The sequence below is a fragment of the Streptomyces olindensis genome (assembly GCF_040645895.1).
Classification (GTDB): domain Bacteria; phylum Actinomycetota; class Actinomycetes; order Streptomycetales; family Streptomycetaceae; genus Streptomyces; species Streptomyces olindensis.
In genome coordinates, this window is record NZ_JBEYZD010000021.1 from 63,982 (window position 1) to 81,365 (window position 17,384).

The 17,384-nt window shown below is 73.3% G+C and carries 15 protein-coding genes; 10 read left to right on the top strand and 5 right to left on the bottom strand.

What is annotated here, in order from left to right:
- Positions 1-102: 102 nt before the first annotated feature.
- Together ABZ948_RS16005 and ABZ948_RS16010 are read right to left on the bottom strand one after the other, a co-directional pair.
- Positions 103-477 (bottom strand): MazG-like family protein, encoded by a 375-nt coding sequence (locus tag ABZ948_RS16005; protein WP_359759911.1) that lies wholly within the window; start codon positions 475-477, stop codon positions 103-105.
- A gap of 100 nt (positions 478-577) precedes the next feature.
- Positions 578-1,135 (bottom strand): DoxX family protein, encoded by a 558-nt coding sequence (locus tag ABZ948_RS16010; RefSeq protein ID WP_359759913.1) that lies wholly within the window; start codon positions 1,133-1,135, stop codon positions 578-580.
- A 201-nt stretch (positions 1,136-1,336) separates the two neighbouring features.
- On the opposite strand from ABZ948_RS16010, the gene ABZ948_RS16015 reads away from it, so the two are divergent.
- Both ABZ948_RS16015 and ABZ948_RS16020 read left to right on the top strand, forming a co-directional pair.
- A complete protein-coding gene (locus ABZ948_RS16015; RefSeq protein ID WP_359759915.1) occupies positions 1,337-1,663 on the top strand; it encodes a nuclear transport factor 2 family protein in 327 nt (108 codons plus the stop codon).
- A 58-nt stretch (positions 1,664-1,721) separates the two neighbouring features.
- The gene (locus ABZ948_RS16020) at positions 1,722-2,708 is read left to right on the top strand and encodes an aldo/keto reductase (protein WP_359759917.1); all 987 of its coding nucleotides are present in this window, start codon (positions 1,722-1,724) and stop codon (positions 2,706-2,708) included.
- A gap of 278 nt (positions 2,709-2,986) precedes the next feature.
- On the opposite strand, the gene ABZ948_RS16025 is transcribed toward ABZ948_RS16020, so the two are convergent.
- Positions 2,987-3,745, bottom strand: coding sequence for an SDR family oxidoreductase (locus ABZ948_RS16025; RefSeq protein WP_359759918.1), 759 nt, complete (start codon positions 3,743-3,745; stop codon positions 2,987-2,989).
- Positions 3,746-3,879: 134 nt separating this feature from the next.
- On the opposite strand from ABZ948_RS16025, the gene ABZ948_RS16030 reads away from it, so the two are divergent.
- The gene (locus tag ABZ948_RS16030) at positions 3,880-5,520 is read left to right on the top strand and encodes an alkaline phosphatase D family protein (protein ID WP_359759920.1); all 1,641 of its coding nucleotides are present in this window, start codon (positions 3,880-3,882) and stop codon (positions 5,518-5,520) included.
- Here ABZ948_RS16030 and ABZ948_RS16035 read toward each other — a convergent pair.
- Positions 5,507-6,541: a Gfo/Idh/MocA family protein gene (locus tag ABZ948_RS16035; RefSeq protein WP_359759921.1), complete on the bottom strand. Its 1,035-nt coding sequence runs from the start codon at positions 6,539-6,541 to the stop codon at positions 5,507-5,509. The two genes, ABZ948_RS16030 and ABZ948_RS16035, sit on opposite strands and share 14 nt — an antisense overlap.
- An 87-nt stretch (positions 6,542-6,628) precedes the next feature.
- Between ABZ948_RS16035 and ABZ948_RS16040 the strand changes: the two genes are divergently transcribed.
- Both ABZ948_RS16040 and ABZ948_RS16045 read left to right on the top strand, forming a co-directional pair.
- Positions 6,629-7,927, top strand: a complete 1,299-nt coding sequence (locus ABZ948_RS16040; RefSeq protein WP_359759923.1) for a multidrug effflux MFS transporter — start codon at positions 6,629-6,631, stop codon at positions 7,925-7,927.
- A complete protein-coding gene (locus ABZ948_RS16045) occupies positions 7,879-9,054 on the top strand; it encodes a serine hydrolase domain-containing protein (RefSeq protein ID WP_359759925.1) in 1,176 nt (391 codons plus the stop codon). Before ABZ948_RS16040 ends, ABZ948_RS16045 begins: the two co-directional genes overlap by 49 nt.
- 63 nt (positions 9,055-9,117) lie before the next feature.
- On the opposite strand, the gene ABZ948_RS16050 is transcribed toward ABZ948_RS16045, so the two are convergent.
- Positions 9,118-10,428: a cytochrome P450 gene (locus tag ABZ948_RS16050; protein WP_359759927.1), complete on the bottom strand. Its 1,311-nt coding sequence runs from the start codon at positions 10,426-10,428 to the stop codon at positions 9,118-9,120.
- A 368-nt stretch (positions 10,429-10,796) separates the two neighbouring features.
- Here ABZ948_RS16050 and ABZ948_RS16055 point away from each other — a divergent pair, with 368 nt between their 5' ends.
- The 5 genes from ABZ948_RS16055 (at position 10,797) to ABZ948_RS16075 (ending at position 17,337) form a co-directional block, all read left to right on the top strand.
- Complete coding sequence (locus ABZ948_RS16055) at positions 10,797-10,964, top strand: hypothetical protein (RefSeq protein ID WP_359759929.1); 168 nt, start codon at positions 10,797-10,799, stop codon at positions 10,962-10,964.
- Between the two features lie 128 nt (positions 10,965-11,092).
- A complete protein-coding gene (locus ABZ948_RS16060; protein WP_359759931.1) occupies positions 11,093-13,501 on the top strand; it encodes a DUF6624 domain-containing protein in 2,409 nt (802 codons plus the stop codon).
- Positions 13,498-14,763 (top strand): hypothetical protein, encoded by a 1,266-nt coding sequence (locus tag ABZ948_RS16065; protein WP_359759933.1) that lies wholly within the window; start codon positions 13,498-13,500, stop codon positions 14,761-14,763. The genes ABZ948_RS16060 and ABZ948_RS16065 overlap by 4 nt, the downstream gene beginning before the upstream one ends.
- A complete protein-coding gene (locus ABZ948_RS16070) occupies positions 14,760-16,004 on the top strand; it encodes a JmjC domain-containing protein (protein WP_435857512.1) in 1,245 nt (414 codons plus the stop codon). Before ABZ948_RS16065 ends, ABZ948_RS16070 begins: the two co-directional genes overlap by 4 nt.
- On the top strand, positions 15,976-17,337 hold the full coding sequence (locus tag ABZ948_RS16075) for a lanthionine synthetase C family protein (protein ID WP_359759935.1): 1,362 nt from the start codon (positions 15,976-15,978) through the stop codon (positions 17,335-17,337). Before ABZ948_RS16070 ends, ABZ948_RS16075 begins: the two co-directional genes overlap by 29 nt.
- Positions 17,338-17,384 lie beyond the last annotated feature (47 nt).

Genomic DNA, 17,384 nt, shown 5'->3' on the forward strand with positions numbered 1-17,384 from the left:
CGGCGGCCCGGGCAACGCGTTCGATCATTGCAGAGGTGTTCGACCGGCGGGCGGAAACGCGTCTGATCGCAGGTCAGGGGCTGTCCGCGGGGAGCGCAGCGGTCAACTCGGGGTGCGTGAGCGCCGCGTCACCCGCTCCAGATGCCGGGCGAACACCTCACGCGCGTCCGGCGTCAGGCTCCGCAGCGCCACCAGCGCCGTGACGGCGACGTCGCACAGCTCCGACTGCACGTCGTCCCAGGTGTGCGTCACGCCCTTGCGGGGGTTCTGGCCGGTCGCGCCGATGACGGCCTCGGCGACCTCGCCGACCTCCTCGTTCAGCTTCAGGATGCGCAGGAGCACGCCCTCGGGGCCGTCGATCGGGCGGCTGCTGTCCAGCCACTCCCACAGGGCGTCGATGGAGGCCCACAGCTCGGGCCCGGGCGGGGCGTGACCGCTCAGCGCGGCGTGATCGCTCAGCGGGGTGTGATCGCTCATGGAGGCAGCCTGTCACGGGGGTCTGACAACGCCCCGGGGCCGCCCGCGACCCCTGCTCCAGGTACTCCTCCTCGTACTCCTCCGCGTACTCCTCCTCGAACTACTCCAGGTACTCCTCCTCGAACAGCGGGTCCTGCTCGCCTTCCTTGGCCTGGCGCAGCCGCCGGGCGCGCGCCCCCACCACCAGCGCGGTCCCCGCCGCCGTCGCCGCGAACGCCACCGGGATCATCCAGCTCCGGTTCACCGCGTGCCCGAGCGCGTGGTCCAGGGAGAGCCGCCCCGGGCCGGTGACGGCCAGGCCGGCGGCCGTCAGGCCGAGCGTCGCGGCGTACTCGTAGCCGCCGCCCTGGTTGAAGAACCCGTTCGGGGCGTGCACCGCCGCGGCCCCCGCCATCGCCCCGGCCGCCGCGGCTCCGGCGGCCGGTGTGGCCAGGCCCAGGGCCAGCAGCGCGCCGCCGCCGGTCTCCGCGAGCCCCGCCGCCGTGGCGCTCGCCTTGCCCGGGGCGTAGCCCACGGACTCCATGAACTGCCCGGTGCCCTCGATGCCGTGTCCGCCGAACCAGCCGAACAGCTTCTGTGTGCCGTGGGCGGCCAGCACACCGCCCGTCCCCAGCCGGAGCAGCAGCAGGCCCAGATCACGTCGGTGGTAACGCCTCACGTCGTCTCCCGGAGCAGACAGCAGGAACAGAACAGAGCCGACCGCGGGAACAGAGCGGACAGCAGGAAGGAGAACCACTCCTTCTCCTCGCGTTTCCACCGTCGCACTCCTGACACCCCCCGACACCCGGCGGACCCGCCCGGGACGCCGTTCGGGTGGCACCGGTGGCGGCGCCCGGTGGCCGGTACGAGGCTGACTCGCATGACGATTCAGACCACGCGTCTCAGCGACCCGGCCGTCCGCGCCTTCGTGACCGCCGTGAACAACCACGACCGCGAGGGCTTCATGGCGCTCCTCGCGCCGGGCGCGACCGTGGCGGACGACGGCTCCGACCGCGACCTCGCCGACTGGGTCGACCGGGAGATCTTCTCCTCCCACGGCCACCTGGAGGTCGACAACGAGTCCAACGGCGGCCGTGCCCTCCTCGCCCGCTACAGCAACGACACCTGGGGCGAGATGCGCACCCGGTGGAGCTTCACCGTGGACGACGACGGCAGGATCACGCGCTTCGAGACCGGACAGGCCTGAAACCCCGCCCCTCAGGGGCTTGTCTTCGCGTGCGCTCCAACTCCTAGCATCCCCGGACATGGAGACCACACGGCCGCTGGGAAGCAGCGGCATCGAGGTGAGCGCCCTCGGCTTCGGCTGCTGGGCCATCGGCGGCGAATGGCAGGGGGCCGACGGGCAGCCGCTCGGCTGGGGCAAGGTCGACGACGAGGAGTCGGAACGGGCGGTGCGGCGCGCCCTCGACCTGGGCGTCACCTTCTTCGACACGGCCGACACCTACGGAGCCGGGCACAGCGAACGCGTCCTGGGCCGGGCCCTCGGCAAGCGCCGGGCCGATGTCGTCGTCGCCACCAAGTGGGGCAACGTCTTCGACGAGGAGACCCGCACCCTCACCGGCGGCGACGACTCCCCGGCCCATCTGCGCCGCGCCCTGACCGCGTCCCTGCGCCGGCTCGGCACCGACTACGTCGACCTCTACCAGTTCCATCTCTCCGACGCCGCCCCCGAGCAGGCCGCCTTGCTCCGGGACGAGTGCGAGAAACTGGTCGGCGAAGGGCTGATACGGGCCTACGCGTGGAGCACCGACGACCCGGCACGCGCCGCGGTGTTCGCGGACGGACCGCACTGCGCCGCCGTCCAGCACACCCTCAACGTCCTCCAGGACGCGCCCGCGATGCTCCGGCTGTGCGAGGAGGCGGGCCTGGCGAGCATCAACCGCAGTCCGCTCGCCATGGGGCTGCTCACCGGCAAGCGCCGGGACGGACAGCCGCCGGAGGCCGGCGACATCCGCAGCAGGCCCCCGGCCTGGCTCCAGGGGTTCGGGGACGGCTCCGGCGCCGACCCGGAGTGGCTCGCCCGCGTCGACGCCCTCAGGGACGTCCTCACCAGCGAGGGCCGGACGCTCGCCCAGGGCGCCCTGGCCTGGCTGTGGGCGCGCAGCCCGCGCACGATCCCCATCCCCGGCTTCCGCTCGGTCGCGCAGGCGGAGCAGAACGCGGGGGCGCTGGAGAAGGGCGCGCTGACGGCCGCCCAACTGGCCGAGGTGGACCGGCTGCTCGGACGATGAGCCTGGCGGGACACCGGGCCGACGGCCCGTCGACGTGTGCGGCAGTCGTTCCACGCGCACCGGTGCGCACCCCGCGGTCCCACGCGGGGTCCACCCCCACCCGGTGCCGTGGAACGACTGCCGCCTCCCCCCTGGGTGTGGCCTGCGGAAGCCTTCTGCTCCAACTGTGAAGCTTTCGTGTAGACGAGTTGAGCATAAGTGCCCGACCGGCCGCAATGGTGCGGACGTTCATATTCCGTTTGTATAGGTTGACGGATTGACGACCGCGGGGGCCGTGCTCAGCCGCGCCCGACGTACGGCATGGTCGTGGCCAGTACGGTCGCGAACTGCACATTCGCCTCCAGCGGCAGTTCCGCCATGTGCCGCACCGTGCGGGCCACGTCCGCGACGTCCATCACGGGCTCCGGGGCGACTTCCCCGTTCGCCTGCAGGGCTCCCGTCTGCATGCCGGCCGTCATGTCGGTCGCCGCGTTGCCGATGTCGATCTGCCCCACCGCGATCCGGTACGGACGCCCGTCCAGCGACAGCGACTTCGTCAGACCGGTCAGCGCGTGCTTGGTCGCGGTGTAGGCCACCGAGTGCGGCCGGGGCGTGTGCGCCGAGATGGAGCCGTTGTTGATGATCCGCCCGCCCTGCGGCTCCTGCTCCTTCATCTGCCGGTACGCCGCCTGCGCGCACAGGAACGCCCCGTTGAGGTTGGTGTCCACCACGTGCCGCCAGGCCTCGTAGGGCAGCTCCTCGACCGGGACGCCGCCGGGCCCGAACGTGCCCGCGTTGTTGAACAGCAGGTCCACCCGCCCGAACCGCTCGACGGTCGCCGCGAACAGCCCCGTCACGTCCTCCGGGCGCGAGACGTCCGTCCGTACGGCGAGCGCCGCGCCCTCGGGCGCCAGGGCCGCCGTCTCCTCCAGCGTCTCGACGCGCCGGCCCGCCAGCGCCACCGACCAGCCCGCGCGCAGCAGTTCCACGGCGACCGCCCGGCCGATGCCGGAGCCTGCCCCGGTCACCACCGCGATTGAGTTTCCCTTCGCATTCATGGGCCCGCAGCGTACGGGAGGGCCCGGCATGCGGAACTCATCCATCCGTCACGCGAGTGCTGTGTACGTGTCAATCGGGTGTCGTCCCCGGCCACTCCAATGCCCCCTGCAGCCATTCGCCAGGGGAGGACCGGATGACACCCGCAGCACACCCGTCCCAGCACGCCCCCGAACTCCGCGCCGCCGCCCGCCACATCGGCCGCCGCCGCTTCCTCACCACGACCGGCGCCGCCGCGGCGCTGGCCTTCGCGACCAACCTGCCCGCCGTCGGAGTCGCGGCCGCCGCCGAACTCGACGCCGCGCGGATCACCGAGAACCCCTTCACGCTCGGCGTCGCCTCCGGCGACCCGCAGCCCGCCTCCGTGATCCTGTGGACCCGCCTCGCGCCCGCCCCGTTCCAGGCCGACAGCGGACTGCCCGCCGAACGCGTCACCGTGCACTGGGAACTCGCCCACGACGAGCGGTTCCGCCGCGTCGCCCGGCGCGGCACCGCCACCGCGCACCCCGAGTTCCACCACACCGTCCACGTCGAGGTGGACCACCTGGAGGCCGGCCGCGTCTACTACTACCGCTTCCGCGCGGGCCGCTGGACCAGCCCCACCGGCCGCACCCGCACCGCCCCCGACCCCGGCAGCCGCGTCCCGGCCCTGACCCTCGCCGCGGTCTCCTGCCAGGCCTACCACGACGGCTACTACACCCCGTACGCCCATCTCGCCGCCGACGACGTCGACCTCGTCCTCCACCTCGGCGACTACCTCTACGAGTACGCCGTCGACGCGGTGGGCGGCCAGCGCAAGTACACCGACCGCACGCTGCCCGACCTGTTCAACCGGGAGACGCTCACCCTGGAGGACTACCGGCTGCGGTACGCCCTCTACAAGTCCGACCCGGACCTGAGCGCCGCGCACGCCGCGCACCCGTTCGTCGTCACCTGGGACGACCACGAGACCGAGAACAACTACGCCGACGACATCCCCGAGAACAGCGTTCCGCCGGAGGAGTTCCTGCTGCGCCGCGCCTCCGCGTACCGCGCCTACTGGGAGAACCAGCCGCTGCGCCGCCCGCAGCGCCCCACCGGACCCGACATGCGGCTGTACCGCCGCCTGACCTGGGGCCGGCTCGCCCAGTTCGACGTCCTGGACACCCGCCAGTACCGCTCCGACCAGGCCTACGGCGACAAGGCGCACGTGCCCGGCCCCGAGTCCGACGACCCGGCACGCACCATGACCGGTGCCACGCAGGAGCGGTGGCTGCTCGACGGCTGGCGCTCCTCGCGGGCGCTGTGGAACGTCGTACCGCAGCAGGTCCTGTTCGCCCGCCGGCACATGGACGCCACCACCCCGTCCCGGGTGTCGATGGACGCCTGGGACGGCTACAGCGCCTCACGCCGCCGCGTGCTGGACGGCGCGAAGGCCGCCGGCGTGGAGAACCTGATGGTGCTCAGCGGCGACGTGCACTCCGCCTACGCCTTCGACATCAAGGACGACTTCGACGACCCGTCCTCCGCCACGCTCGGCACGGAGATCGTGGCGACCTCGGTCTCCAGCGGCCGCGACGGCGCCGACAAGCCCGCGACCTGGGACACCTACATGTCCGCCAACCCGCACCTGAAGTTCTTCAACGGCCGGCGCGGCTACGTCACCGTCGCGCTCGGACGGGACGCGGCACGCGCCGACTTCAAGACGGTGCCGTACGTGACCCGGCAGGGGGCGCCGGTCACGACGGCCGCGTCCTTCGTGACAGAAGTGGGGAAGCAGGGGCTCACGCCGGCGTGAGTTCCGCCGTGAGGTCCTCGTCCGGGGCCTCGCCCGGGTAGCGGACGCCGACGCGGTCCCGGATCGCGTCGAGCGTCCGCATCACGGCGAGAGTGCCGTCGAGCGGCACGAGCGGGGACTCGGTCTCACCGGCGCGCACGGCCCGCATGACCTCCAGTGCCTCGTGCCGCAGGCTGTTGCGCGGCCCGTCCGCCGGGTCGGCCGTGAACTCCTCGGCGTCGCGGCCGTCCCGGTGCAGCACGAAACGGTCCGGGAAGAAGAAGCCGTGCGGAATGTCGATCCGGCCCTTCGAGCCGGTGACCGAGGCGGAGGTCGCCGTACCGCCCACGATGGAGCAGTGCACCGAACCGAGAGCGCCGCTCTCCCAGGAGAGCACCGCAGCCGTCTGGAGATCGACGCCCTCCTCCGAGAGCACCGCTCGCGCCGCGATGTCCGACGGCTCCCCGAGCAGCAGTTGCGCGAACGACACCGGGTACACGCCGAGATCGAGCAGCGCGCCGCCGCCCAGCTCCGGGTTCCGCAGCCGGTGCGACGGCGGGAACGGGCCGGCCAGCCCGAAGTCCGCCTGGACACTGCGCACCTCACCGATCGCACCGTCGTCGACCAGCGCCTTCAGGCGCCGCACCAGGGGATTGCAGTACATCCACATCGCCTCCATCAGGAAGCGCCCGTGCTCCCGCGCCAGCGCGACGAGTTCCTCCGCCTCGCGCACGTTCAGCGTGAACGGCTTCTCGCACAGCACGTGCCGCCCAGCCGCCAGACACAGCCCGGCGGCCGCCCGGTGCGCCGTGTGCGGGGTGGCGACGTAGACGACATCGATGTCCTCGTCCCGCGCGAGCGCGTTCCAGTCGCCGTACGCCCGGGGGATCCCGAACCGCTCCGCGAACGCCTTCGCCGACTCGTCCGACCGGGACGCCACCGCCACGACCTCCGCGTCCGGCAGGTCGACCAGGTCCGCGGTGAACGCGGCCGCGATCCCTCCGGTCGCCAGGACCCCCCACCGCACCGTGTCCGCCGTCATTCCCGCCCCGCCTTCACCTCGGTGACCCCTAGCAGTCCGTACGAGCTGAGAGCATAGGTGGCGATCGACTCGAAAAGGGAGGGACTCATGCCCGAGGGTGGGGCGTCCATATCGAAGACCGCGCAGGGGGCCGCAGCCGGGACGGAGCGGCCCGACCTCACACCGCACCGCCGCACCGGGCTCCTGGTCACCTTCCTCCTCGGCAGCCTGACCGCCGTACCGCCGCTGGCGATGGACATGTACCTCCCGTCGCTGCCGGAGGTCACCCGCTCGCTGCACGCGCCCGCCGCGACCGTCCAGCTCACCCTCACCGCCTGCCTGGCCGGCATGGCCCTCGGGCAGCTCGTCGTCGGGCCGATGAGCGACCGGTGGGGGCGCCGCCGCCCGCTGCTCGCCGGGCTCGCCGTCTTCGTCGTCGCCACCGTCCTGTGCGCGCTCGCGCCCACCGTCGAACTCCTCGTCGCCTTCCGGCTGGCTCAGGGCCTCGCGGGCGCCGCCGCCATCGTCATCGCCCGGGCCGTCGTCCGCGACCTGTACGACGGCATGGCCATGGCCCGCTTCTTCTCCACCCTCATGCTGATCTCCGGGGTCGCCCCGATCGTCGCGCCGCTGATCGGCGGGCAGGTCCTGCGCGTGACGGACTGGCGCGGCGTGTTCGCGGTCCTCACGGTCATCGGCGTCCTCATCGGCGTCCTGGTCTGGACGAAGCTCCCCGAGACCCTGCCGCCCGCCGAACGGCACAGCGGCGGCGTCGGCGAGGCCCTGCGCGCGATGCGCACCCTCCTCGCCGACCGGTCCTTCACCGGCTACATGCTCACCGGCGGCTTCGCCTTCGCCGCCCTCTTCGCCTACATCTCCGCGTCCCCGTTCGTCATCCAGGAGATCTACGGCGCCTCCCCGCAGACGTTCAGCCTGCTGTTCGGCGTGAACTCGGTCGGGCTGGTCGTCGTCGGCCAGATCAACGGCAAGATCCTGGTCGGCCGGGTCAGCCTGGACCGGGTGCTCGGCATCGGCGTCGCGATCGTCATCACCGCCGCGACCGCGCTGCTGCTGATGTCCCTCGGCGTGTTCGGCGAGGTCGGGCTCGTGCCCGTCGCCGTCGCGCTGTTCGTCCTGATGTCCGCGATGGGCATCACCCTGCCCAACACCCAGGCCCTCGCCCTGATGCGCACCAAGCACGCCGCGGGCTCCGCCTCCGCCCTGCTCGGCACCTCCTCCTTCCTCATCGGGGCGATCGCCTCCCCGCTGGTCGGCGTCGCCGGGGAGGACACCGCCCTCCCGATGGCCGTCGTCCAACTGGCCGCCGCACTGGTGGCACTGGCCTGCTTCGTGGGAATGTGCCGTCCCTGGAGGGCCCGCGCGAGTGTGGAGGGAGCAGACAGCTGAGCGCACCGAGACTGCGCGACGGCACGCCGGAACGGGCCGGACTCGACCCCGCGGAACTGCGCCGGCTCGTCCGGGAGGTCCACGTCCTCACCACCGGGCAGCGCCCCTGGGCTCCGGGGGCCGTCGTGGTCGTCGGACGCGGCCCCGTGATCGCGGTCGAGGAGGCGGCGGGCTGGGCCGTCCGCTACGCGGCCTACGACGAGACCACCGACGCCGGCGTGGAACTGCCCCCCGAGGAGCGGGTCCCGATGACCGTCGCCACGCCCTTCGACCTGGCGTCCCTCACCAAACTGTTCACGTCGGTCGCCGCCGTGCAGCAGATCGAGCGCGGCACGCTCGGCATCGACGCGAAGGTCGGGGCGTACCTGCCCGACTTCACGGCGGCGGCCCGGCACGGCATCACCGTCCGCCAGCTCCTCACCCACACCTCGGGCCTGCGGCCCGAACTCCCCCTCTACGACTGCGCCGACGACGCCGAGCGCCTCGCGGCACTCCGGGCGGAGGCACCGGTCGGGGTGCCCGGCACGTACTGCTACTCCGACCTCAACATGCTCCTCCTCCAGCACGTCCTGGAGCGCATCACCGGCCGCACGCTGGACGTCCTCTTCCACGACGGCATCACCCGGCCGCTGGGCATGACGGCGACGGAGTTCGGGCCGTGCCCCGGGGCGGCGGCGACGGAGGACCAGCGGCGGCCGTGGGCCAAGTCGGACCGGGGCATGCTGCGGGGCGAGGTGCACGACGAGAACGCGTGGGCGCTCGGGGGAGTGGCGGGCCACGCCGGACTGTTCTCCACCGGCCGGGACCTCGCGGTGTTCTGCCGCGCCCTCCTCGCCGGCGGCTCCTACGGCCCGGCCCGCATCCTCGGCCCCGACTTCGTCGACCTCCTGTTCACCCCACCGGGCCTCGGCTTCCTGCTCGACCAGCCCTGGTTCATGGGCGACCTCGCGGGCCGCGGCGCGGCGGGCCACACGGGCTTCACGGGCACGTCCCTGGTCCTCGACCCGGCGACGGACACGTTCCTGATCCTCCTCACCAACGCGGTCCATCCGCGCCGACGCCACCCGGACAGCGCGCCCAGGGCGGCGGCCGGTTCACGGGTGGCCCGGGCGGTGCGGGGGCGGTGATCGGGGAGCGGTGGTGCGACGGTCGTCCTCGTCCTCGTCCTCGTCCGCGGTCCGCCCCGCACCTCACCGAGCGGGCACCGGGTCCCACCGCACCCGCAGCGCCGTCGGCACGAGCACGCTCTCGTACGTCGGGGTGAGGTCGACGTCGCCCACGGTCCCGACGGAGTACTCGGTGGCCAACAGCGCGGCGGTCTGGGTGAGTTGCAGAAGCCCCAGCCGGTAGCCGGCGCAGATCCGGGCGCCGCCGCTGAACGGGATGTACGCGTGACGGGCGCGGCGCGCCTGTGACTCGTCCAGCCAGCGCCCGGGCCGGAACCGGTCGGGCTCCTCCCACCAGCGGGCGTCGCGCTGGAGGAGGTACGGGCTGAACACCAGCTGCTCGCCGGGGCCGACGTCGTACCCGGCGACCTTGGCGGGGCGGGCGACGTCCCGGGTCATCAGCCAGACCGGCGGGTGCAGCCGCAGGGACTCCTTGACCACGGCGGTGGTGTACGGCAGGTCGCCGTCCAGCCCATGGGCGGCGGCTTCGGCGCGGACGGAGTCCAGCACTCCTTCGCGGGTGGCGAGTTCCGCCACCAGCCAGGTGAGCGCGGCGCCGGGGACCACATGGGTGCCGGTGATGATCATCTGCAGGGCGGCCCGCGCCTGACGGGCGGAGGCGTCGGCGTCCGTCAGGAGCGCGTCCAGCAGGTCGGGTTCGGCGTGCCCCCGCTCGCCGCCGCGCCGGCGTTCTTCGACGACGTCCGTCAGCACGCTCGCGAGGGCACGCACGGCCGCACGCGCCCGGTGGGCGGCCGAGCCGGGCACCCAGGCGGGCAGCGGAAGTGTCGCGTCGAGAACGCCGGTGAGCCGTTCGGACGCCGTCGCGAGGCGGGCGGGCAGCGCGTCCGGGACCGAGGTGAGGCAGTAGGCGAGCGCCGCGCGGGAGCACAGTCCGGAAGCCTCGCCGGCCGCGTCCACCGGCCGCCCGGCGAGAGCGGCCAGGTCGGCGCGGATCCGCTCGCGCATGCGGTGCGCCCCGGCCGAGGCCGCGCGTGCCGTGAGCCCGGCCCGGCCGGCCCGCCGACCCCGCATCCACAGGGCGGTGATCTCGTCCGGGTTGCTGCGGAAGCCGTCGAGGATGTCGCGTCCGGTGTGGAACGCGCGTCCCGTCTCGGTGAGGACCGCGTGCACCTCGTCCGGGTCACCGAGGAAGACCGCGTTCCGGCCGAACCGGAACGTGTCACCGCACCGGCCGAGCGCCTCCGACAGGAACCCGACCGGGTCCTGCTCGTAGGCGTAGGCGTCCGAGGCCCGCCATTGCCCGCCGGACGCACCGGTGGCCCACGGTATGAGCTGCTCCGGCTGCCCACCAGCCGGGTCGACGACCGCCATCACGCCCCTTCGCGCTCTCCCGGCAGCACTCCAGGACCGCGCGGCGGCGGCCCTGGAGGTCCCTCACCAGCGCACGGCCACCGCGCGTGGCCGGAGCGCGGTCAGCCGGGGTACGGGTAGAGGTAGGAGCCGCGCATCCGGCCCATGCGGTGGCGTACGTACGACGTGATGCGAGCCATGCTGCCTCCCGGAGATCTTGAATATGCCGTCGAAATCAGTGTGAGCCACCCGGTTGAAACGGTCCGGAGATCGTCGGAATTCGGCTGGATCTGATGGCGGACATGGCGAAGCGGGCTCTCTTGACATGAATATCCCACCCCCGTTGACTGGGCCGGGCATTCATAACTCGGCACGGGAGGAGCGTGTTCATGCAGGCTGTCGAGGAAAAGGGCCGGGCCACGGCGGACCAGAGTGCCGATGAGGTATTCGACCTGGTGATCGGCGATCTGGAACAAGAAATTCCGCCGCTTGCGTCCCCGACGAATTCGGGCAGCGGTACCTCCTGCGGTTCGTGCGCGAGCATCTACTGCTGTTGATGCGTGCCGGGTGGCGTCGCTGACGGCGGCACCACCCGGATCGCTCCCGCGTCCCGCAGCGACGAGTCGAGAGGGCTGAGAGGGCGGCTTTGTCTGATGCGCCGGCGGACGTCGATCCGCTCTGGGAGATGCGCGCCCCGACCGGTGCCGCCGGTACGGACGTTCCCGCCGAACTCCCGCCCGTGGCAAGGAAGTTGATCGCCGCCGTCCGCGCGGGCACCGCGGGCGGGCTGTTCCCGCCGGTCGTCACGGACGGCCCGGAGGGAACGGTCACGGTCGACCGGCTGCTCGGTGGCGTGGCGGACGCGCGGATGCTCGCACACGCCTTTCAGGACCGGCGGTTCGCGCCGCTGCTCGCGCTGCTGGACCGGCTGGACGACTGGTGTGATTCCGCTTCGCGGCACTATTCGCAGGTCGTCACCACCGGAATCCTCGACATTACCAACGCCGAAATTTTCGGACCGGTCGTCTCGGAAGCCTTCGTGGCGTGCGCGACCGGGCGGGCACACTACGCCCGCGACCGGGTCGCGGAGTGGGCGGCGCGCTGCGAGGCGTTTCTGACGCTCTTCCTCGACCGCTTGCTCCGGGACATGAATACCTGCTGGCCCGAGGACCCGGCCTATCGGGGGCCGGTCGTCGGATTGTGGACCCACGGCGAGGAAACCCACAACGGCCGCCAACGCGTGATGCGCCTCGACTGCGCCGGCGGCGGCCGGGTCGCGTACAAGCCGCGTCCGGCTTCGGGCGAGCTGCTGTTCACCGCGTGCGGCGCCGCCGACGCGCCGGCGTCCCTGTTCGAACTGCTCAACAGCGCGCCCGCGGCGTCCGGTGAGATCCGGCTGCCGGTGCTCTCGTGCTGGTCCGGCGCCGACGAGGGGTACCTGTGGCAGGAGTGGATCGAGCCGCCCGCACAGTGGGGGCCGATCCGCGACGCCGGGCCGTGGACGCTGACCGGCACCCGGCTGACCCGGCGGGAGGCGGCGCGCTTCTGGCACCGCGCCGGCTCGCTGACCTCCGCGATGTTCGCCTTCGGGATCACCGACATGATCGGCGGGAACGTGGTGACCGGGAGCAGACCCGGCGAGCGCGAACCACTCCTGTACCCGATCGACCTGGAGATCTACTTCTGCCGGGTCCCCCGGCTCTACGACACCGGTCTGCTGCACGACCGGACCGCCGAGGTCGACCAGCACCACGTCGGCCTGGAGAACACCCCACGCTGGTGCTCCGCCGAGGGCCCGCCGGTGTGCTGGCACGCGGAGCCGACGGGGACACTGCGCCTGTACCGCCGCCGCCGGCCCTACGCCCGGGACGAGACGAGAAACGTCGTCGCGGACACCGAAGGACGGGCCGGGTACGGCCCCTACCTGCCGGCGATGCTGCGCGGCATGTTCGACGCCTGGACCCTGATGTGCCGGCAACGGCCGGCGATCCGGGAGTTCCTGTCGGCCGCCACCGCCGGCCACTACGTCCGGGTGCTGCGCCAACCCACGTTCCGGTACTTCGACGCGCTGGTGCCACGCTGGCTGTCCGGCGGCGGCGCCGCACCGGTCCCCGCCGAGCCGGACGTCCGCTTCGACCGGGCGGAACTCGACCAGCTCCGGCGCATGGACGTGCCCTACTTCGTCCGTTCGCTGGAGGGCGGGCCGGTCCTGCGGGTCGAGCCGCCGCCACTGCCGTTCGAGACCGCTCCGGTCGCCGCCCGGCCGGAACCCGAGGGCGGCTGGCCCCCGCTGCCGGCGCTGCTCGAAGGCGCCAACCTCGAACTCGCCGGTCTCGGAGTGGCACTCCGGGACGCCGTGGAGCACGTCTTCGACGACGTGACCGAGCTCGTCGTCACGGACGAGTCGCTGGGCGTGCGGCTGCACCTGCAGAGTCCCACCGAGGGCCAGGTCGGCTTCGACTGGCCGGAGGTGGGCCGGCGGGTCACCTACCTCTGGAACCGGGAGAAGGTACGGCTCCGCATCGACGCGGTGGACGCGCCGGACGTCCCGGCCGAACCGGCGCCCGCCGGCGAGATCCGGCGCCGGCTGCTGCGCCTCGACCGGCTCGACGGCGCCCTCCGGATGCCGTGGGCGGAGGGCGGCATGGCCGACGGCGCCGCCGAGCGCCGCCTGCGGACCCTGACCGACGCCGGCATCACGTGGCTGTCCCAGGTCGTGGCCGACCACGGGTGGCCGGGGCGCACGCTGGTCGGGGCCGCGGGCGCCGCCGCCGCGAGTCGCCTCGTACAGCACGCGAGAGGCCACCTGGAGTTCCGCCGGCACTGCCTGGAGCTCATGCGGCAGGCGGCCGCGGACGGTGACCTCCCGTGGCGGGAAGTCGCCTACCTCACCGACGAACTGCGGCTCGCCGACGGCCTTCCCCAGGTGTACGGCACGAAGTTCGAGCCGGTGGCCGGGGAACTGGTGCCGTACCGGATCGAGGAGCCGGGCGACGTGGACCGCCGGCGCGCCTCGATGGGCATGGAGCCCCTGGCGGAGTACGCCGACCGGATCCGGCAGCGGTTCCCCCTGACCGGGAGGGAAGCATCATGACCACGCTGACCCACGAGGTTCGGCAGGCATCCGACGACGTCGACTGGGCGCTGTTCGGGCAGCGGTACTGGGACAGGCGGCCCGCCCGGCTGGGCGCCCGGCCACCGGTGACCCTCGACCGGATCCACGCGCTGACCGTCCGGTCCTGCGCCCCGTTCCGCGCCGGCACCCGGTTCTGGGTGATGCCCGACGTCCGGTTCCTGGTCGGAGACGGCCGGCTGCGCGCCCCGGGCCCGCTGCTGCCCGACAGCACCGACCGGACTCTCGACGACTACCTGGACCGGCTGGACACCGACGTGGCCGGACACGGCTATCTGCTGACGGTGAGCCAGCCGCTGCTCCTGGACTTCGCGCTCTGGTCCGCCGTACGGGACGCGATCCGCGGACTGTGGCGGGAGGTCGGCTGGCCCAACCTCCCGGTGGAGGCCGAGGTGCTGATCGGCGACCGGTTCACCGAGCACGCCGGCGCGACCGGGGCACCGACGCACGCGGCCCTGACCTGGGTGCTGCGCGGGCGGATGGACGTACGGCTGTGGGACGAGGCCGCCGGCCCCCCACCGGCCGCGATCGCCGACCCGGACCGGGAGCCGGACGGCGTGCGCACCCTGGGCGCCGGCGCCGGAGAGCTGCTCTACTGGCCGGGCGACCGGCGGCACGTCGACACCTACCGCGACGGGTGCGTGGCCTTGCGCCTGCGGATCCCCGTCGACCGGCGACTGCCGTTCACCGCCCTGCGGGACCTGCTCGCCGAACTGGTGCACGGCCGGCACGGCAACGACGAGACCGTGCCCTGCTTCCCGTTCGGCCCCGGATCCCGCGTCGACGAGCCGGACGGGGTACTGCCCCGGCTGACCGCGCTCGGCGACGAGTTGCGCACGGCCGTCGAGGGCGAGCAGCTGCGCAGGACGCTGCGGGTCCGCTGGGCCGCGCTGCGTTCCGCCGCCGGTCTCGAACCGATTCCGGTGCCACGCGAGGGCACCCCGATGACCCGGCGGACCCGGATCCGCCGGTCGGGCGAGATCGTCCGGATGCCCGACGGGCCGGGCCGCGTCGTATGGGCCGTCAACGGGAACGTCTTCACCCTGCCGACGGCGGCGGGCGACCGCGTGTTCGCCGCGCTGCGCGAGGGCGAGGAGACCAGCGTCGCCGACGTGTGCCGAGCCCTCGGCGGGGACGGCGCGAACGACGAGAGCGTGCTCGCGCTGCTGGACAAGCTGTACCGGCTGCGCGGCATCGACGTGGTCGAGGTGCCCGCGCGATGACGAAGCCGACCGAGACGGCCGAGACCGTGCTGACGGTGACCACCGGGACGTCCTTCGACTGGGACACCTTCACCGACCGGTTCTGGGACCGGGAACCCGTGCTGTACAAGGGTGTCGGCGGGGCACCGTTCGACGAGGCGGAGGTGTTCGAGGCCGCCGTGCTGGGCAGCAGGCCGCCGCATCCGCTCGCCGTGCCGGGGAACGTGCAGTTCTTCGTGGAGCGGCGACAGCAGACGCAGCCGCGCGACTGTCTGCCGGAACGGTCGGACGGCTCGTTCGACAGCTACGAACGGCGCATGGCCGACCGGTTGGACCGGCAGCGCTACGCCCTCGTGGTGCATCGCTTCCACGCCTTCTCCCACCCCTTGTGGGCCCGCGCGCAGCGGTTCTACGCCGGGCTGTGGGAGCGGGTCGGGCAGCCGACGCACACCGCGGGCTCCACGCTGTTCCACGGCTCCTACGAGCACAGCCCGGTCGGCGTGCACCAGGACCGCTTCGCGACCTTCATGTTCTGTGTGCGGGGCACCAAGCGGATGCGGTTCTGGGCGGAGCGCCCCTGGTCGGACCCGGTGCACACGATCCTCGACTACCAGCCGTACCTGGCGTCCTCGTTCGTCGCCGAGGTCGAGCCGGGAGACCTGCTCTACTGGCCGGCGCGGTACTACCACGTCGGGGAGAGCGCCGGCGACGCACCGGCGACGAGCGTCAACGTGGGCATCCCCCGCCGCGAGCACCGGCCGTACTACGAGATCAAAGACCTCTTCCGGGGCACCGAACCGGTGGCGTCGGCCCCGCTGTTCACCCCGGATGCCGGTCCGGACGGGCAGCTGTCCGGTGCGCTGCCCACGGCCCTCGCCGACGCGGTGGACGCCTTCGCGGAGTGTCTGGGCGCGGACCGGTTCGCCGACCGGGCCACCTCCCTGGCCCTGCGGGTCAGGACGGCGGGCGGGTTCTGGCCGACCCGGCCGCCCGCCGGACCGCGCCCGCTCGACGACGACACCCCCGTCCGTGCCTGCGCCCCCCTGCTGGCCGCGCCCGGCGACGGCGCCCGCAGGTTCGCCGCGAACGGCAACGTCTCGTCCGGCCCGGCCGGCGCCGCGGCCCTCGCGGTCCTCGACCGGCTGAACGCCGGCGACGTGGTGCGGGTGAGCGACCTGCCCGTGCCGCAACGCGCGGAAGTCCGTCGCATGCTGCAGGAGTTGGAGAGTTTCCGTGCCCTCACCCGCACCGACACCGACTGACCGGGCGCCGGCCCACCGGCAGGCGGCCGCCAGGATCGTCGCCGAGGTCGCCGGCCGGCTGGCGGAGCCCGGCCGGGTGGCCGGGATCGCCGGCGCGCCGGACAACCTGATGCGGTATCCGGGTGCCCCGCGGCCGGTGTGGGAGCCGCTGCTGCTCCTCGACGGTCACCCCGGAGTGGGGCTGCTCTTCGCGGAGCTGGCCGCCGGGGAGCCGGAGCTGCGCGGTCGGGCGCACGCCCACTTGTCCGCGGCGCTCGGCAGCGGGATCCGGCTGCTGCCGCAGTCGCTGTTCGGCGGCATGGTGGCCCTCGCGTTCGCCGGGCACACCGCGGCCACCGGATTCGGCGGCTACGCCACGATGCTGGCCGGCCTCGACCGGCACATCACCGACCAGGTCCGCGAGCGCGCGCGGGCCGACCGGGAGCGGGTGCGCGCCGGCGAGCCGATCGGCGCGTGGGACCGCTACGACGTTCTCGGCGGCACCACCGGCATCGGCCGCTACCTGCTGGCCCGGTACACGTCGGCGGCCGAGCCGGACGTGCGGCAGGCGGCGGGGCTCGCGCTGACGGATGTGCTGGAGTCGCTGGTGGCAGTGGCGACCGCGGACGACATCGCGCGCCACGGCACCCGGCTGCCCGCCTGGTGGATCACCGACGGTCTGGGGCACGGCCTCGCCGAGCACGCCAACTTCGGTGTCGCCCACGGTGTCTGCGGGCCGCTCGCGCTCCTCTCGGTCACCTGGCGGGCGGGGTTCCGGGTGGACCGCCAGGACGAGGCCATCGAGCGGATCATGGCGCTGCTGTCCCGCTGGCGCACGACCGACGAGGCCGGCCCGCGCTGGCCGCACCTGATCACGGCGGCACACCTCGACAGCGGGGAACCGCCGGAGCGTGGACGGGACTCGTGGTGCTACGGCGCCGCCGGCGCGGCGCGGGCCGTGTACCTGGCCGGCACCGCACTCGACCGCGCGGACTGGCGCGCCGACGCGCACGCCGCCCTGCGGGGCGCGCTGGCGGCGGCGAGCGACGAGCTGATCCTCGACTCCGCGCTGTGCCACGGCTGGGCGGGCCTGCTCCAGATCGTCCTGCGCATGGCACACGACAGCGAAGACCCGGGCTACCACGCCGTCGCCGACTCGCTGGCGGTGCGGGTGATGGGCGGGTTCGACCCCGAGGCGCCGTTCGGTTTCCGCTACCGCCACTCGCTCGCGCCCCGCCCTCTCGACCGCCCCGGCTTCCTGGAAGGAGCAGCGGGCGTCGCCCTAGCCCTCCACACCTACGCCACGGGGAACGCACCGGCCACGTCATGGGACAGTGCCCTGCTGGTGAGCTGAGGGAACCGGCATCCGACGTCAGGAGCCGCGGCCCTCGTAGAATCACC

Coding starts and splice junctions, on each gene's coding strand:
- ABZ948_RS16020 (WP_359759917.1), top strand. CDS start 1,722: ATGGAGACCACACGGCCGCTGGGAAGCAGCGGCATCGAGGTGAGCGCC.
- ABZ948_RS16015 (WP_359759915.1), top strand. CDS start 1,337: ATGACGATTCAGACCACGCGTCTCAGCGACCCGGCCGTCCGCGCCTTC.
- ABZ948_RS16035 (WP_359759921.1), bottom strand. CDS start 6,541: ATGACGGCGGACACGGTGCGGTGGGGGGTCCTGGCGACCGGAGGGATC.
- ABZ948_RS16005 (WP_359759911.1), bottom strand. CDS start 477: ATGAGCGATCACACCCCGCTGAGCGATCACGCCGCGCTGAGCGGTCAC.
- ABZ948_RS16030 (WP_359759920.1), top strand. CDS start 3,880: ATGACACCCGCAGCACACCCGTCCCAGCACGCCCCCGAACTCCGCGCC.
- ABZ948_RS16055 (WP_359759929.1), top strand. CDS start 10,797: ATGCAGGCTGTCGAGGAAAAGGGCCGGGCCACGGCGGACCAGAGTGCC.
- ABZ948_RS16040 (WP_359759923.1), top strand. CDS start 6,629: ATGCCCGAGGGTGGGGCGTCCATATCGAAGACCGCGCAGGGGGCCGCA.
- ABZ948_RS16050 (WP_359759927.1), bottom strand. CDS start 10,428: ATGGCGGTCGTCGACCCGGCTGGTGGGCAGCCGGAGCAGCTCATACCG.
- ABZ948_RS16025 (WP_359759918.1), bottom strand. CDS start 3,745: ATGAATGCGAAGGGAAACTCAATCGCGGTGGTGACCGGGGCAGGCTCC.
- ABZ948_RS16060 (WP_359759931.1), top strand. CDS start 11,093: ATGCGCGCCCCGACCGGTGCCGCCGGTACGGACGTTCCCGCCGAACTC.
- ABZ948_RS16070 (WP_435857512.1), top strand. CDS start 14,760: ATGACGAAGCCGACCGAGACGGCCGAGACCGTGCTGACGGTGACCACC.
- ABZ948_RS16065 (WP_359759933.1), top strand. CDS start 13,498: ATGACCACGCTGACCCACGAGGTTCGGCAGGCATCCGACGACGTCGAC.